At 65.7% G+C, this 16,195-nt stretch carries 18 protein-coding genes; 9 read left to right on the top strand and 9 right to left on the bottom strand.

The window, feature by feature from the left end; genetic code table 11:
* Nucleotides 1-5 precede the first annotated feature (5 nt).
* Nucleotides 6-416: a hypothetical protein gene (locus tag NA11_RS09825; RefSeq protein WP_069161495.1), complete on the bottom strand. Its 411-nt coding sequence runs from the start codon at nt 414-416 to the stop codon at nt 6-8.
* Between the two features lie 543 nt (nt 417-959).
* Here NA11_RS09825 and NA11_RS09820 point away from each other — a divergent pair.
* From NA11_RS09820 to NA11_RS09795, 6 genes are all read left to right on the top strand, one after another.
* Nucleotides 960-1,340 (top strand): hypothetical protein, encoded by a 381-nt coding sequence (locus tag NA11_RS09820; protein ID WP_245745803.1) that lies wholly within the window; start codon nt 960-962, stop codon nt 1,338-1,340.
* Nucleotides 1,337-2,125: a F0F1 ATP synthase subunit A gene (atpB, locus tag NA11_RS09815; protein WP_084654430.1), complete on the top strand. Its 789-nt coding sequence runs from the start codon at nt 1,337-1,339 to the stop codon at nt 2,123-2,125. Before NA11_RS09820 ends, atpB begins: the two co-directional genes overlap by 4 nt.
* Before the next feature lie 49 nt (nt 2,126-2,174).
* On the top strand, nt 2,175-2,432 hold the full coding sequence (locus NA11_RS09810; protein WP_069161494.1) for a F0F1 ATP synthase subunit C: 258 nt from the start codon (nt 2,175-2,177) through the stop codon (nt 2,430-2,432).
* Between the two features lie 7 nt (nt 2,433-2,439).
* Complete coding sequence (locus NA11_RS09805) at nt 2,440-2,949, top strand: F0F1 ATP synthase subunit B (RefSeq protein WP_069161493.1); 510 nt, start codon at nt 2,440-2,442, stop codon at nt 2,947-2,949.
* Entirely contained in the window at nt 2,946-3,521 is a 576-nt protein-coding gene (locus NA11_RS09800) for a F0F1 ATP synthase subunit B family protein (protein ID WP_069161492.1), read from the top strand. The genes NA11_RS09805 and NA11_RS09800 overlap by 4 nt, the downstream gene beginning before the upstream one ends.
* A gap of 137 nt (nt 3,522-3,658) precedes the next feature.
* Nucleotides 3,659-4,141, top strand: coding sequence for a group II truncated hemoglobin (locus tag NA11_RS09795; RefSeq protein ID WP_069161491.1), 483 nt, complete (start codon nt 3,659-3,661; stop codon nt 4,139-4,141).
* A gap of 30 nt (nt 4,142-4,171) precedes the next feature.
* Here NA11_RS09795 and NA11_RS09790 read toward each other — a convergent pair whose 3' ends face one another.
* A complete protein-coding gene (locus tag NA11_RS09790; RefSeq protein WP_245745802.1) occupies nt 4,172-5,056 on the bottom strand; it encodes a serine hydrolase in 885 nt (294 codons plus the stop codon).
* A gap of 419 nt (nt 5,057-5,475) precedes the next feature.
* Here NA11_RS09790 and NA11_RS09785 point away from each other — a divergent pair, with 419 nt between their 5' ends.
* Nucleotides 5,476-6,180, top strand: a complete 705-nt coding sequence (locus NA11_RS09785) for an LppP/LprE family lipoprotein (protein ID WP_069161490.1) — start codon at nt 5,476-5,478, stop codon at nt 6,178-6,180.
* Nucleotides 6,181-6,400: 220 nt separating this feature from the next.
* Here NA11_RS09785 and NA11_RS09780 read toward each other — a convergent pair whose 3' ends face one another.
* The 5 genes from NA11_RS09780 to NA11_RS09760 all read right to left on the bottom strand — a co-directional run bounded on the left by NA11_RS09780 (nt 6,401) and on the right by NA11_RS09760 (nt 10,726).
* A complete protein-coding gene (locus tag NA11_RS09780; RefSeq protein ID WP_245745801.1) occupies nt 6,401-7,045 on the bottom strand; it encodes a SanA/YdcF family protein in 645 nt (214 codons plus the stop codon).
* Between the two features lie 201 nt (nt 7,046-7,246).
* Nucleotides 7,247-8,170 carry a DMT family transporter gene (locus NA11_RS09775; protein WP_069161489.1) on the bottom strand — a complete coding sequence of 308 codons (924 nt, stop codon included), beginning with the start codon at nt 8,168-8,170 and terminating at the stop codon, nt 7,247-7,249.
* Between the two features lie 85 nt (nt 8,171-8,255).
* On the bottom strand, nt 8,256-9,278 hold the full coding sequence (locus NA11_RS09770; RefSeq protein WP_084654429.1) for an ArsR/SmtB family transcription factor: 1,023 nt from the start codon (nt 9,276-9,278) through the stop codon (nt 8,256-8,258).
* A 49-nt stretch (nt 9,279-9,327) separates the two neighbouring features.
* Nucleotides 9,328-9,555, bottom strand: coding sequence for a hypothetical protein (locus tag NA11_RS09765; RefSeq protein ID WP_069161487.1), 228 nt, complete (start codon nt 9,553-9,555; stop codon nt 9,328-9,330).
* A 172-nt stretch (nt 9,556-9,727) separates the two neighbouring features.
* On the bottom strand, nt 9,728-10,726 hold the full coding sequence (locus tag NA11_RS09760; protein WP_069161486.1) for an AurF N-oxygenase family protein: 999 nt from the start codon (nt 10,724-10,726) through the stop codon (nt 9,728-9,730).
* 203 nt (nt 10,727-10,929) lie between these two features.
* Here NA11_RS09760 and NA11_RS09755 point away from each other — a divergent pair, with 203 nt between their 5' ends.
* The gene (locus NA11_RS09755; protein WP_069161485.1) at nt 10,930-11,799 is read left to right on the top strand and encodes a DUF2268 domain-containing putative Zn-dependent protease; all 870 of its coding nucleotides are present in this window, start codon (nt 10,930-10,932) and stop codon (nt 11,797-11,799) included.
* Between the two features lie 106 nt (nt 11,800-11,905).
* Here the strand turns inward: NA11_RS09755 and NA11_RS09750 are convergent, their stop codons facing one another.
* A complete protein-coding gene (locus tag NA11_RS09750; protein ID WP_069161579.1) occupies nt 11,906-13,075 on the bottom strand; it encodes a lipase family protein in 1,170 nt (389 codons plus the stop codon).
* Between the two features lie 749 nt (nt 13,076-13,824).
* Between NA11_RS09750 and NA11_RS09745 the strand changes: the two genes are divergently transcribed.
* Complete coding sequence (locus NA11_RS09745) at nt 13,825-15,063, top strand: GDSL-type esterase/lipase family protein (protein WP_084654427.1); 1,239 nt, start codon at nt 13,825-13,827, stop codon at nt 15,061-15,063.
* A gap of 106 nt (nt 15,064-15,169) precedes the next feature.
* Here NA11_RS09745 and NA11_RS09740 read toward each other — a convergent pair whose 3' ends face one another.
* Nucleotides 15,170-15,991, bottom strand: coding sequence for a class I SAM-dependent methyltransferase (locus tag NA11_RS09740; RefSeq protein WP_069161484.1), 822 nt, complete (start codon nt 15,989-15,991; stop codon nt 15,170-15,172).
* Nucleotides 15,992-16,195: the final 204 nt, after the last annotated feature.

The following is a 16,195-nucleotide window of genomic DNA, read 5'->3' as shown; positions in this document are numbered from 1 at the left end:
GCGGGTTACGGGCGGATCAGCACGGTGACCACCGTCGTCCCTGCGTTGTGCAGTTCGACTTCGACCCGCCCCGGCACGCTGACGACGAAGCGGAACTCCTGTCCGCTCTTGGGTTCGACCGTGAAGGTCCGCGCCGGCTCGGCGTGCACGTGCAGCTCGTCGGCGACGTCACTGTCCACGCGCAGAACGATCGGCTGACCGACCTCGGCCTCGGCCCTGGTGTTCGCCGGTGTGACCGCACCACCGGCGATCCGGACCGCGACCACCACATCCGGTGAGGCATCGGCAGATTGGGCCGGATACGACGGATCTGCGGGGCCTGCAGGCGGATCCGTGGTCGCGGTGGCGCATCCGGTCATGATCGCCGACGTGGCGATGATCGCTGCCAGCGCGCTGAGTCGACCGGTACGAACCATGACGTCCCCTTACTGTCCTGCGGAGACCGCGTCGGGCAACCAACGCGGGTGAATTCAGTATGCGTGCATGCGATTTGTCCGGTTCGACAGATCAGCCAAACGATAAGTAGCAAATAATCAGACACAATAATTTGGACAAATCGGACATTAATCACAAGTCGGAACAGGCGGTGACATGTCATCTCCGAAGTCATCGATGAATGCCGCTGTGTTGCCCTTGCGTTCCGGCCGCGAGGCGCTACCCTAGTGCTCCCGTCGGCAGCTTCATCGAGCGCGGCCGAGTTGTTTCAATGGGCGCGGACTTCGCCCACGTCAGACCATTAGTTGAAAGGCCAACTCGTCGCGGGAAATAGCGCCGAACCTGCTCTGGATGTCAGCTGAGAACCGGAAGTTTTGGTAACCAGGTGATGACCAGTAACCTTATCAAGATCAAGTGAACGAAGATCAAAAACCTTGCTACGCAAGGTGGTCCAGGTGTGTATGCTATCGATCAATCACGCACCCCACTACGAGGTGGGGACAATAGGCGAGGGTGGTGTCGGTGTGGACGTGAACAGACTCCAGATACGTCGCGCGGCTATTGCGGCGATCGCTCTGGGTGTGCTGGCGTTGGCAGTAACCGGCATGATCGATCGGCTCCTGCTCGGCACGTTCATCTTTGCCGGACTCGTGGTCGGCTGGCTCAATGCGCAGATCACGTTGTGGGCCATCACCAAAATCGCCGACGCGGAAACGCCGAGCAAGCAGCGCCTGGTCGGTTCGTCCCTGGCGCGGCTGGTCTGCATTACCGCGGTCGCGATCCTGATCGCGATCCTGGCACGACCCAACGGGGTCGGGATCTTCTTCGGCTTGGCCCTTTTTCAAGTTGCCTTGGTCTTCAATACTGTTGTGCCTGAATTGAAAGGGCTTCGCCAAACGCCATGACGATCTCTGCCATTTCGTTTGCCCAGTTGACCTTGCTCGCACAAGAAGCCCCAGCCGCCGAGGAACCGAAGATCAAGGTCGGCCACCACGCGGTCGCCCACGTCTTCGGCATGGACTTCAACGTCGACACGATCGTCTCCACGGTCGTTGCCGCGCTGATCGTCCTCGGGTTGGCCTTCTACCTGCGGGTCAAGCTCACCTCGGGGGTGCCGAACGGCGTCCAGCTGTTCTTCGAGTTCGTGACGAAGCAGATGCGCGACCAGGTGGAAAGCGCGATCGGCATGAAGGTCGCGCCCTTCGCACTGCCGCTGGGAGTCACCCTCTTCGTCTTCATCCTGCTGTCGAACTGGCTGTCGGTATTGCCGTTCCAGCTCGGCGAGGGTGAATTGATCTTCCCACCCGCGTCGGACGTCAACTTCACCTACGCGCTCGCATTGTTCGTCTTCATCGCCTATCAGGCCGCAGGCGTCTACCGCCGCGGGCCGTTCGGACACGTGAAGGCGCTACTGAAGGGCCACACCGGGTGGGGGCCGATGGTGTTCATCAACGTCATCGAAGAAGTCGCCAAGCCGCTGTCGCTGTCGCTGCGATTGTTCGGAAACATGTTCGCAGGCGGCGTGATGCTCTCCGTGATCACGCTGTTCCCCTTCTGGGTCAGCTGGGGTCCGAATGCCGTCTGGAAGATCTTCGACTTGTTCGTCGGCCTCATTCAGGCATTCATCTTCGCCCTGCTGACCGTTCTGTACTTCAGCCAGTCGATGTCGCTGGAGCACGAAAAACACTGAGCGGCGCTGCCGGTCGGGAACACACCACTTACAAGAACAGGAAGTGAAAATGGCTGACCCAACAACCGCCGCCATCGTTCAAGGCGCACTTATCGGCGGCGGCATCATCATGGCAGGCGGCGCGATCGGCGCAGGCATCGGCGACGGTCTCGCGGGTGCCGCATTGATCAATGCCACCGCGCGCCAGCCTGAGTTGGAGCCTCGGTTGCGGACCAGCTTCTTCCTGACCGTCGGTCTGGTCGAGGCGGCGTACTTCATCAATCTAGCGTTCATGGCGCTGTTCGTATTCGCGACTCCCGGCAAGTAATCCGGGCATGTCAGCGAGAACAGATGTGGTGGCCGAGGGGAACTTCCTCATCCCCAACGGCACCTTCCTCGTCGAGCTGTTGCTCTTCCTGATCGTGCTCGGTGTCATCTGGTTCTTCGTTGTTCCGCCGATTCGCAAGGTTTTGGCGGAACGCGAAGAGCGGGCCGCCGAAACGTTGTCGAACACCAAAGAGGCACGACAACTTTTCGCTGAAGCCGAAGCCAAGCATCGGAAAGCAATCGAGCAGACGCGGGCCGAGGCCGCTGCCATCAGGAACCAGGCACGGGCCGAGGGACGCGAGATTCTCGAGCAGATGCGCGGGGAGGCACAGCGAGAGGCCGACGCCATCGTCGCGGAAGCCGAGGCGCAGCTGCGGGCGCAGGCCGACCAGGTCGCCGCCGAGCTGCGCGAAACCGTCGAACCGATCGCGCAGTCGCTGTCCAACCGGGTGGTCGGCATCGATGATCGGCGGGCAGGCACCAGCCCTGGCCATCAGACAGGACGGGCATCGTCATGATTCCTAGCACCGAGATCCTTGCCGAGGGCGTTTACCAGATCAAGTTCGAGCCGGAGGTGTTCTTCAGCCAGCTCTTCGCCTTCGGGGTCATCATCTGGCTCTTCGTCAAATACCTCAGGCCGTTCCTCAAACGAGGGATGGCGAAGGCCCAGGGCGACATCCAGAAGCAGCTGGACGACAACAGCCAGGCCGCGGACCGGCTGGCCAAGGCCAAAGAGGTCTACGAGAACGGGCTGGCAGAGGCGAAAACCGAACTCGCGCAACTGCTCGACGATGCCAAGGCAGACGCCGAGAACATCGTCGTGCAGATGCGTGAGGCCGCCAACGCCGAGGTCGATCGGGTACGCAAGCAAGGCCGCGACCAGATCGAGCTGATGCGCAGGCAGCTGATCCGCGACCTCAAGGCCGACTTCTCCGCCTCGGTGCTGAGCCACACCACCGAGAACGTGCGCGAGCAGGTCAACTCGCCACAGGTCAAGTCCGACGCCGTGGAGAAGTTCCTCGACGAGCTCGAGGTCATGGCGAACAACGGATCCGAGCTCCGGGCACGCAGCCAATCCCAGTGGAACTGAGTAAGCACTCCCGGACCTGAGCCCCACTCAGCGCACCATCGAGCGGGGCCCTCCGGAAATCGACAAGACCCATCCGGCGGCGCCGATTATGCTGGCACAAGATCGAATACTGCCATGCCGTTCGGATCGGAGTTTTCATGACGGAGGCAACTGTCGGCGCCGAGGCGACACCCACCCTGTACGAATGGGCCGGTGGCACTGAGGCTTTCGAGGCACTCACCGAAGTGTTCTATCGGGAGGTGCTGAAAGACGACCTGGTCGGCCCCCTGTTCCGCGGCATGGACCCGGGACACCCGAAATACGTCGCGATGTGGCTGGCCGAGGTCTTCGGCGGGCCTGCCGCCTACAGCACCGAACGCGGCGGCTATGCGCACATGGTCCGCCAGCATCTCGGCAAGGCGATCACCGAGCCGCAACGCCGCCGGTGGGTCAATCTGCTCATGGACGCCGCCGACGAGGTCGGCCTGCCCGACGATCCCGAATTCCGCGCCGCCTTCGCCTCCTACATCGAATGGGGCACCCGGCTGGCGCACGCCAACTCCCAGCCCGATGCCACGCCGCCGCTGGAAGCGCCTATGCCGCACTGGGGTTGGGGCGTCGCACCGCCGTACCGGCCGTGACATCTACGCCGGCGAGATAGTCGGCGGAGCTCATACGAAGAAACCTTTGAACAGGATTTCGCTGATCCTGGTGACGGTCTTCTTGCCGACCTGGTAGCCGTCGTCGATCACCTGGGTGTTGTTCATGATGGCGACCGTGTACTGCTCGCGCGGGCCGACGAAGCCGACCGAGTTCATCAGCCACGATCCGTCGTCGTTGTCGTCAGCCCAGCCGTTCTTGTTGCCGGGCAACGCCTCCGGGCCCGCGCCCCACACACCCCACCGCTGGTCGTGGTCGAGCGAGGCGTCCCCATCCACCGAACGCATCTCCGAGACCAGATACTGCCGATGTCGTGCGGGCAGCTTCTCCAACGCGAAGTTCATCAGCTGTTCGAGATCGGTGGCCGTCACCATCATCCAGCCCCACGCGTCCGGATGCCCTGCGGAGAAGTACATGTTCGCCATGCCGAACGAGCGGAACCGCGGCGCGTAGGTCCGCTCGCCGCCGTACCGCTCCCACAGGGTCGTCGCGGCGTCGTTGTCGCTGGAATGCAGCATCCGGTGCATCAGGTCGCGGTCCTCGGCGGTCAACATGATCGCGCCTGCGTCGTCGCGCAGCAACAGATCGACCGCCATCGCCAGTTTCGGCGTCGAGCAGGCCGAGATCGGTACCGCCGCATGGGCATTGCGCCACACGGCGCCAGTCCTGCGGTCCCGCACCACTATTCCGGTGAACCCGGGTCGGCTGCTCGCGTACGCGTCGGCCTGTGCGATGCGGCTTCGGAAGGCGGCGTCGAAGCCTGGCGGATCGGGCATCGGCGATCCGGGCACCGGCCAGGCCGGCTCGGCGGGCGTGCCGCCCGCGCCTTCGGCGTCGTGCTCGTAGGCCAGGACCGCGACCACCGACGCGGCGACCAGCATCGTGGACAGCAGCACCGGGAACCGTCGCCGCCGTGCCGGACCCCTTCGATACGCACAGACCAACCGCATGGACGTCCATCCCTCGCTACCCGAACTCTGGTCGCCGCTCATGCTCGGCGATCAGCATTTTTCTCAGCAGGGCACGCCGAATCAACCCGACACCCGGACAGAGAGCCGATGAATCCTGTTCGAGTGGGATTCGCGGGGTCGGGTGGCCTTGCTGTCCCTGCGGCGAGGACGACGGTGTTTCCCGTGCATACGGCTGCCCCCAGCATTAGGGGCCGATATTTCAGCGCCTCGTCGGTTGCGTGCGACTGTGTAACACGCCAAATAATTCGTCCGATCTCCAGTTGTCCGCACCGGCTTCGCGGACTATGTGGGAGGACATGGTCGTTCGGAGCCGGTAACCACCCACATCGACATCCGGGGGTTCTATGAACATCAAGCCATGGGCATTCGCCGCACTGGCCGCGAGCGTCGTCATCGGCGCAAGCGGGTGCGGTTCGAGCACCACCTCGCCGCAGGCGACCAGAACGCCGATCCCTTCGGCCGCGCCGACGCCGGGCAACGCCACCGACCAGCCCACTGATCCGCCGCAAGCGCAACCCAATCCGAACCAGTCCGGACCGCCGCCCGCGAGCGTTCCGGTCACCAAGGACGAACCCGCGCCGGCTCCCGGTCCCGCGCCAGCTCCCGGTCCCGCGCCGAGCAAGGGTCCCTACGGGAGCGGCCACGGCTTGTGCTTCGACCTGAATTCCGAACTCGCCACCTCCGCGCTCGCCCGCCTCGCGCCGAACAAAGAGGGCTACCCCTGGGTGATCGAGACGGCAAGCACCGATCCGATCGACTCGGGCTGCGACGGCGTCTTGTCCTGGATGCTGGTGGACTGGAAAGGTAGCCACCCGGCCTACCACGTCCTGTTCTTCACCGACGGCAAATACCTCGGCACCGCGACTTCCAAGCCCTACGGCTACACCACGATGCTCGCGAAGACCGCCAAAGACAGTGTGCGAGTGCAGTATCGCTGGGTGAAGCCCGAAGATGCGCTGTGCTGCCCGTCCGGCGGGCCGAACACCGTCTCCTTCACCTTGACCGGAACGAAGGTCCAGGCGAACGGCCAGTTCCCGCCGGACAACTGACGATTCGCACCAACTCAGAGCGACACCCATGCCTACGGGCACGGGTGTCGCTCTGCGAGGCGATGGTCGCGCGCCGAGGGGTCTAGCTCCCACAAACCCCGTCAACTATTCACAAACGTTCCAGCCGCTGTGAATAGTAGGAACCCTCTGTGATCCCACCAGACCAGCAGGCAGATCGTGCGCACGGCCGAGGTTCGCACCCCTGCTGTGAACGTTGGGGTTAGTCGAGGAGGAGTGCGACGACAGCCTTGGGGGCCGCGAGCCATTCGCGAATGTTGTTGCGTACCAGCGTTGTCCAGCGGCACTCGCAGTAGGCGGTGACTCCGTCGGCATCGATGCCCGCGGCGCGGCACAGCGCGACGGCGCGGGGCACATGCCGGTGCTGGGTGACGATGATCGCGCGTTCGACGCCGAACAGTTCCCTGGCCCGCTCGCAGGTCGCGCGAGTGGACAGCCCGGCGCCGTCGGTGCGGACGAGCGCGGGGTCGACCCCATGATCCGCGAGATACTTTGTCATCGAGGCGATTTCATCACCCGAGGTACCCGCCGCATCACCGGAGACCAGAATCTCGCGCGCCTTCCCGGCTCGCAGCAGCTCGATCGCCACGTCCAGCCGCCCACGCAGGTACGCCATCGGCTTACTATCCGGCCCCACCTTCGCGCCGGGCACGATCACCACCGGGACCGAGGGCGCCGCCCCGACCTCGAACCGATGCCCGTTCGACAACATCCACAGCCGAACGTTGGCCCCCACCACCAGCACCACAAGGCCGGTCACCGCGAGGACCCCCGCCCTGAGCAACCCGCGCACCCAACGCCGCCGCGTACCCACCCGACCGCTGCGCGCCTCCCGATCCCCTATCACGCCCGCCTCTTCCCATCGGTTCGCACAAGATCCGCCGACTCGAGGTCGTCAGCAGCGCCCATGGTAGGCGACCCATCTCCCCCAGCCTCGCCGCCAACGAGTGGCACACCATGGAGAGCTCTTCTCGCACTTCGCCGCAGCCATGTGCCACTCGCGACAGGGTGGCTCAGCGCCGGGCAGGCGAGCGCGGCCGACGGCGGGTCAGGTGCGGTTGGGGATGCGCGGGGGTGGGGCGTCTTCGGGTTCGGTGGGGCGGGAGCGGGTGATGGCTACGCCTGCCAGACACAGCAGGCCGCCCACTACGGCCAGCGGGGTGGGGACTTCGCGGAGGGCGATCCAGGACATCAGGACTACGAGGGCGGGGACCACGTACGTCGTGACGCCCATTTTGCCTGCGGTGGTGCGGGCGAGAGCGTAGGCCCAGGTGGTGAACGCCAGCGCGGTGGGGAATACGCCCAGGTAGATGACGCTCAGGGTCGACGAGAGCGGGGCAACGGCTGCTTCGCTGACCAGCTGGCCCGCGAAGGGGACGCACGCGATGGTGCCGACGACGCAACCGCCGGTGGTTACCTGAAGCGCCGATGCGTGGGCGAGCGTTGGCTTTTGGGCAACCACCGCGATCGCCCATGCCGCGGCGGCGGTGAGACAGAGCACGACACCCAGGATCGCCGCGCTGCCGCCACCGGAGTTCGACAGCCCGACCACGATCGCGCCGCCGAAGGACACGGCAATTCCCGCCATCAGCCGCGACGGAAAGCCTTCGCCGAGCACAAGCCCGCCAAGCAGTGCGATCAGCACCGGCCCGATGTTGATCACCATCGCCGCGGTGCCCGCGTCCAGGTAGCGCTCACCCCAGTTCAACGCCACCATGTACACCCCGAACCACAGCACGCCCGAAATGAGAATGCCGCGCCACGCACCACGCGCGGGCATCCCCTCCCCGGTGACGATCAGGATCACCACCAGCGCGACCGACGCGGTCAGCAGTCGACCGAACGCCAGCGCACCCGGCGAGAAGTCTGCTCCCGCAGCACGAATGAACACGAAGGCGGACGCCCACAGCACCACGGTGACGGCAGCAGCCGCAAGGGCCCTTCGATCACCGGCCCCGACAACTCGATCCATTGACCGAACGCTAGATCATCGCCACCCAGAACTCACGCGGTTTTCGGACGAGGCATCAGCCACTGCCGAGGCCGCCGTCGAGACGTCAGGCGATCCGCGCACTGCTGCCGAGATCGCCGTCGAGCAATGCGGAGCCGAGCGTCGTCACCTCGTGCCGCATCGCATTGCGATGCCGCCAGCTGTCGACGAGTCCGGCTTCGCGCAGGATCGACGCGTGCTCGCTGGCCGTCGCCGGTGAAACACCAAGTCGCCGTGCAAGTTCGGTCGTGCTGCAGCCTTCCGCGATCACCTGGAGTGCACCCGCCCTGGTCCGGCCGAGCAGGGCGGTCAACGCCTCGTTGGTCGGGCGCGGACCCCAGACCGCGGCGAAATCGCCGATATCGCGCAAGACCGGAACGACCAGGGTCAGCGGCAAGTCCTTGTCGACGGTCGAGTGCAGCGTGAGCGGTTCGGGCCAGGCGAACAGCGAGGGGATGATGATCAGCCCACTGCCCTCGGGGTTTTCGTTGTGGCATGCCATATGCCGTCGCACTTCGAGGATGGGTGCTCGCCACCGCACGTGCGGGTGCAGCCCCGCGAACATCTGCTCGACGCCTTCGGTGGCCATGGTGCGCGCCATCCGTTCGGCGGCCGCTTCGAGGTACGCCTGAATGTGCGCCCACCGGCCGCCGAAGGCCACCGCGTGGAACGATTCGACGGCGGACGCGACCTGCTGGCGTGCCGCGCCGTCCCGACCGGACAGTTCCTCGATCCAGTTCGGCATCGGCGTGCGGCCGAGTTCGGCGCGGTGCCGGATGACGTTGTCGACCTCGTTGCGCAGTTCGATGCGGGAGGCGAGATGCAACGCCTCGATTCCCGCGGACATCGAGCGTGCACCGCGGGTCGGCGTGATCAGATCGAGGAACCCGTCGTCGACGGGCAGAATGTCGGCGAGCACACCGAAGTCGGCGGGAATCGACGCACGCACCTGGTTGCGCCAGCCGGAGAACCCAGCCACGTTCTTGCGCTGCACGATCCGGCTGGCCAGCATCGTCTCGCCGAGAGCGCCGAGCGGCGCACCGATCCGCACACGCAGCAAATCCTCCGGTGTCAAAAAGATTCGCTTCATCGATCGCCCCGCATCATCGTCACCCGATACCGTCTCAACGTACGCGCGCTCACCACGAACCGCGCCACCGAACTGCGATCAACGGATCCACCCGCATCAACAGATCCTCGGCGTTCGGCCGCTCCCGCAGGCTCGTCGCCGCAGCGTCGCCGCTACGGGACCGTGTCGATGTCAACCGCTGCTGCCCCGCCGTCCATTCCGCCACGAGCCGATCGACCATCCGCGCCACCGCCACCGCAAGGCCACCCTGGCCAGGCACCGCCACATCCTTCACCATGTCCGTACTCCTCATTGTCGCTGCTCAGCCAGCCTATGAACGAAGAGTCGACGGACGCACCAACATTCGGCCCAGGCCGAAACACCCCCACGATTCGGCGCGACATGGTGTGGAGTGCAGACAACTGAGCACGGCCGCCGAGGGGTGCGGCCGTGCTCAGGGTGGGGGTGGGTCAGGCGGCGGTGCGGATGGGTTCGCCGCGGTAGCGGGCGAGGCTGCCGTCGATGCGGAGGGTGCGCCAGAGGAGTTTGGCCACCGGGTTCATCAGGCCGATGTCGGTGGCGAGCATGCGGGCTTCGCCGAAGTAGTCGCGGCGGCGAGCGCGAGCTTCTGGGCTGCGCCAGAACAACTCTCGGCGGATGTGACGCGGAATGTCGAACTCGCTGAACAGCGAGCGCGGCGGCTTCACGATCAGGTCGCAGGCGATGAACATGATGATGGGATAGGCGAGCGACAGGGTGCTTCGCTGGACGAAGCCCAGTTCGGGGACCCGGTGACGCAGGTATTCGTGTGCGAAGGAGATGTGCCGTGCTTCCTCGGCGATGTGAATGCGCATCACGTCGCGCATGATCGGGTGCACGGTCTCACCGCCGCGCAACATCGACTTCTGCACGTGGTCGATCGGCTCCTCGCCCGCGAGGACGGCGACGAAGAAGGTCGTCGGGAAGTAGCGGCCGAGCAGCGGCACCAGCGATCCGAGCAGCCGCATCACCGAGCCCATGCCAGGCACGTCCGCGCCGATGCGGTTCACCATCTCTTGGAACATCTGGGTGTGGTTGATCTCTTCGGCGACCTCGTGGTTGAGGTAACGGAATTCGCGAGATCCGTTGGGCACCTTGGCGAACAGGTAGTTCATCACCCCACCGATGAGCAGCTGCTCGAACTGCAGCCCCACCTTCGCGATATTGGCCTGCCGCCACATCCCGATCTCGATCTTGCGGTCCTCGGGCAGCGCCAGGTACCAGGGATGCGCGCCGAGCGGATCGGCGGAGGCGGGGAGGATCCAGCGCGGATCGTTCGGGATGATCGCCCACTCGGGCGACTCCCAGTCAATATCGATATACGGGTCGAAGTGCTTGTTCACCGACCCTTCCGACAGTGTCGTCAAGATGGCCGCGTAGGTGCCCTGTTTCGCGGTGCTCGACGGCGCCGTTGCCGACTGAGTTGCCATGACGTCTACCTCATATCCGACTCAATGTTTAATGTGACACACGTTTACAGTAACACCCTGTCTCGCCTATTTCCAGGGAATGGGCTACATCGCAGCGGGCGAAGGCTGACCCACCGTGTCGGCTGGCAGGTGCCCTCGACCCTGGTTGGACACGCAGTAAATGGGTTGACCTTGACCGTGCGTCAGGGATTAGCGTTTCGGGCGTGACGATCACGGTGTTGGACAGCTATAGCTCGATGCGCGCCATCCTGACGGCGCCGCTTGCCGATCGCCCCGCGCTCCTGCAGGCGATGCTCGAGCCGATCGCGGACATGTACAAGTACATGCCTGGCGCGCAGGACTTGGTGCAGGTGCATCACATGAGCAGTGGGTTCCGGGTCGATCGGGAGGTCGAGGGCGCGCTGGCCGGGCTGACGACGCTGCACGAGGCAGGAGCCTGGGAGCGGATCGAGGGGGCGCTGAACGCGGCGCTCGCGGTGCAGTTGGCGGCGACGCCGGACATCGTGGTTCCCGACATCACGGCGCTGATCGTGTTGGGGGACAACTCCGATGCGCACTTCATGGACGTGGCGCTCGGCATGACCGCGAGTGGCGGCATGTCGGGATACCTGTGGTTCGCGTTCTGGCCGAGCGCGGAGAACCTGGCGCGGCTGGAGGCGACGGCCGCGCACGAGCTGAACCACAACCTGCGCTACAGCAACGTGCGGTGGGATCCGGCGACGGTGACGGTCGGCGAGCACGTCGTCAGCGAGGGGCTCGCGGACGCGTTCGCCCGGCATCTGCACGGCGATCTCGGTTACGCCAGGATCGGGACGCCGTCGCTGCACGACGACGCGGTGTACGACAAAGTTGTTGCGGGGCTTGATATCCGGGGGATGGAGAATTTCGCCTCGTACGTGCTCGGTGACGCGATCGCGGCCAAGTTCGGCGGCAACCCGGTCGGCCTGCCGACCGGAGCGGGCTACGCCGTCGGCAACCGGCTGGTCGACTCCTATCTCGCGATCACCGGCAAGCAGGCCCCCGACGCACTGCTGGTCGATGCCGCGGAAGTCATCGCGCTCACCACTCGATAGTCGAATCCGCGTGTGCGAGCGGACTGTTCGACCGCGAAACGCACCGCGGCCGGCCGACGCAACGAGAGCGTCGACCGGCCGCGCCGGAATCAGAGCCGAGTAGGTGCTAGCAGTTGCTCGGCGCGGGCACCCCGCGGAACCGTCCGTCGAGCCAGTTGAGCATCGACGGAATGCCGAGCTCGGCGGCGGTCAGGTGGTCGGGTGTCGGGTAGAGCTCGGCCTGCACCTTCACACCGGCGTTGCAGTACCGACGGTTCGTGCTGACGATCGCGTCGAGCGGGATGACGTTGTCCTGCGGCGAGTGCCATTCGAAGATCGGCGTCTGCGGAATACCGTCGTAGAGCTCGACGCTGTTCTCGTCCGCGACCGCCCATGCCTTCGGGTCGTTGGCGAGCACAAAGTCTTTCGCGTACTCGTCGAGGTCGTGGCCGACGCCCTTCGCGAGCAGGTCATTGGTGCAGGAGTTGGCGATGGCGTTGACCGCGGCGATGCCACGATCGTTCAACGCGCTGCTCATCGGCAACCGGTCGGGGTATTCGCGCTCCAGGCCGACCACGGCGGCCATGCCGAGACCGAACGCCGGGTGCTTGTTGTGGCCGATCGCCCAACCCATCGTGGTCAGGTTCATCGGGACACCACCCTGGGCGGAACCGACGATGTTCAGTTCCGGCGCGTACTTCGGCGCGAGCGCGGCCGCCCATGCGGTCGCCATGCCGCCACCGGAGTAGCCGGACAGCGCGACCGGGCTCTTGCCGAGGCTGAGTTCCGGCAGTCGCTGTGCGGCACGGATGCCGTCGAGGGTGATCTTGCCGCCCAGCTTCGCCGCACCGTAGGCGCTGTTGGGGCCGAGGTGATCGGGCAGCGCGACGCTCCAACCACGCTGCAGCGCAACGTTCAACGCAGGCGCGAACGGAACGATGAAGTTCGGGTCGTTGGCGTAGAGGCCGTGCGAGATGGCGCACTGGGTGCCGAGCCCGTTGATGATGTGCTGGAAGCTCAGCAGCGGCGCGTCGGCGCGGTGCAGCAGCGGCGTGAGCACCGTGGTGGTCGCGGCGATCGGCTTGCCCGCCGAGTTGGTCGAGCGGAACTTGACCAGGGTGACCTTGGCGCCGGGGAAGAACCACAGTCCCGGCATCGGACGGACACTGAGCACGTCACCGTTGGATTTGCTGCCGATGTCGGCGGGCGCCGCGTAGAACGGGTCCGGGTCCGGATTCGGCCAGACCGGCTGGGCACTGGCGGTCACCGTGCCCGCGGAGACCATGACCGCGCCCATCGTCAGCACGCCCAACGCGGCGCGCAGCGACCGGAATTTCCTGCCACTGCTCGCCTGCCGGAAAAGTCTTCTGCCCACTGGTGTCCTACCTCCACTGCATCGCGGGAATTCTATGGTGTCTACATTTCAAACGCGCGGCCGTTAAGCGGAACTTAACTCGTAATTAGAAATGGCCGAGCCGGTTCGACAGCGCCGTCGACATCTGCATGTTCTATATGAATTGCATTGGTCCGCGTTGCGCGGGGTCCCGGATGGCCAGCTCACCCATCCTGGACTGTCTGTCGAGCCGAACAAGCCTCAGGCCAGGCACTTTCGGTGTGGCACTTCGCCAACCTCGGCCTCGGCACGTATCGATCCGCCCGGCCGCTGATCGCGTGGCAGGCGTCGAATTGTCTGTTTCCGTCAGAGTTTTCCTGTGAATACCGGTGATATCCGAGCCTGGCACACTCCCGAGTTTTGTCATTACCGACGGTGTCGCTCGGTCAGAGTAATAGCGACGGCCCAAACGGTCCATTGCTACGCCGTGCGACTCCCGTTGTTAACGCGCCGATCACGGCGGGCTCCGTCGAAATTCACCGCATCGAGCAATCGCGGGCACACCGCGAATTGGCCGACAGACCAGGATGCTTGTGCATTTCCCCAGGACCGAGGCCCGCCGACCGTTGCCAACTGATAGCCACACCCCCATTACTGTGGATCGCATCACCCGAGGTGGAATAACCGCCGCCCCTGCACGATTGGACTCGACCATGACCAGTGCCGACTTGCCGGCCGACGCCTTCGGCCGCATCGAGGGGAACGTGCACGCGACGGTCACCGGACTCACCCGCGTCGAATTGATCACCACTCCCATCACTTCCACGCTCCTGCACGGCGCCACCGACCTGGAACACACCGCCACCGGCGTCCTGCCGCACCGGCTGCCCGCCTGGGCCCGCAAGCAGTTCCCCGACGACTATCTGCGGATGGTCGAGGCACAGCCCACCGGCGTGCGACTGGCGTTCCGGACCGCGGCGACCGTCATCGAGCTGGACGCCTTGCCGACCCGGACCGTCTACCGGGGCGCCCCCGAGCCCGCGCCCGGCCTGTACGAACTGCTGGTGGACGGACAGCCGAGTGGACACGGCCACGTGCCGGGCGGCACCCGTCACCTCGTCGACATGGCCACCCAGTCCACGGTCACCGAGCCTGGCTCGGTCGGCACCGTCCGGTTCGCCGGCCTGTCCGCCGCACCGAAGGATGTCGAGATCTGGTTGCCGCACACGGAGATCACCGAGTTGGTCGCCTTACGCAGCGACGCAGCCGTCGAGCAGGCAGCGGACCGGGGACGCCTCGTCTGGCTGCACCACGGCAGCTCGATCAGCCACGGCGCCAACGCCGACCGCCCGACCGCGAGCTGGCCCGCCGTTGCCGCGGCCCGCGGCGGTGTCGAGCTGATCAACCTGAGCCTGCGCGGCAACAGCCTGCTCGACCCGTTCGTCGCCCGCACCATCCGCGACATCCCCGCGGATCGGATCAGCCTGAAGATCGGCATCAACCTGACCAACACCGACGTGCTGCGGTTGCGCGCCTTCACCCCCGCGGTGCACGGCTTCCTCGACACCATCCGCGACGGCCATCCGAGCACGCCGCTGCTGGTCGTCTCCCCCGTGCTCTGCCCGATCCACGAGGACACCCCCGGTCCGGGCGCCCTCGAATTCGACGGCACCCGTGTGCGATTCCGCGCCACCGGCGACCCGGCCGAGCGCGCGGCCGGAAAGCTGACGCTCAACGTCATCCGCGACGAGCTCGCCCGCATCGTCAAACAGCGTGCGGCCGAGGACTCGAACCTGCACTACCTGGACGGCCGCACGCTGTACGGGGAACAGGACTACGCCGAACTGCCGCTGCCCGACGAGCTGCACCCGGACACCGCGACGCACCGCCGCATCGGTACGCGGTTCGCCGATATCGCCTTCGGCGCGAACGGCCCGCTCGCCGCGAACTGAGTGCTCGGCGACGCAGGTGGCACTCCCCTGCACCGGCCTCGCCACCGTCTGGGTGATCGGCGTCGGCAGCACGCTGCTGCGCCGTGGCTTTCGAACCCGTTCTGCCCTATAGCGTTTCGGGCCGAACCCCGTCCGCGACGTCGGCGACGAGGTGGCGTGCGCGCGGGTGGTGGGTCCACGGGCCTGCTGGGGCGCGGTGGAGGAAGTCGTTGCGCAGCTGATCGATGAAGAGGGAGCCGCGTGCATCGGCCAGCGCGCGTAACGGACCCGATCTGGTGTGCGCGTGGAAACAGGTGGCGGCGTCGGGGTGGGTCATCGGGTGCGTGCGCAGTTCGTCCCGCGCGGTGGCGGCGCCTGCCGCGGTCATCGAGTCGACCAGCCGATGCTCCCATGACTGGTCGCCCGCCGGTATCCGTGCGCGCAGCACCTCGGACAGCAGCGCGAACGGGCCTTCGGATTCGGTGTTGCTCGGCCAGAAGACAACAGACAGCCTGCCACCGGGCCGCAGTGCCGCCGTCCACGAGCGCAGCGCCACATCCGGCTCGGGCAGTTGCTGCAGGCCGAAGATCGACACCACCGCGGCGCACCGGCCCGTCCAGCGGGGATCGAGGGTGGAGGCATCACCTTCGACGACGCGCACCCGCGGGTGGCCCGCCGCACGTTCCCTGGCCCGCCGGACCATGCCCGCGGACAGGTCGATGCCGACGATCTCGCGGTCGGGAAACTGCGCGACCAGCGCGTCCAGCTCCGGGAACGTGCCGCAGCACGGGACGAGCACCGGCCCTTCTGGTATCGCCGCGGCGATCACCGCGTTGACTCCGTCGCGCACCCATGGCGCGAACCGGGGGACGTAGTAGGACTCGTATCCGGTGACCGCCTCGTCCCAGCCGCGGGCCAGCCTGGCGAGCTGTTCTTCCCGTTCACTCACTGGCGCACCCTTCGTCCTACCTCAAACACTGTGTAGCCCTTGTTAACTCGAAGCCGCGACCGCGTATGTGCTGATACACACGGGAGTCCGGACAACCACCTGAAGCACGGCAGACACGAAATCAACAAGATAGCAACCGGTCTGTTTTTCTGCGGCCATGGTCCGGCAACATCCGTGGTCTGGACTCTGGACCAGAAAGGGGTC

This window comes from Nocardia altamirensis NBRC 108246 (genome assembly GCF_001612685.1).
Lineage (GTDB): Bacteria > Actinomycetota > Actinomycetes > Mycobacteriales > Mycobacteriaceae > Nocardia > Nocardia altamirensis.
This window is presented reverse-complemented; position numbering and strand designations above follow the sequence as displayed.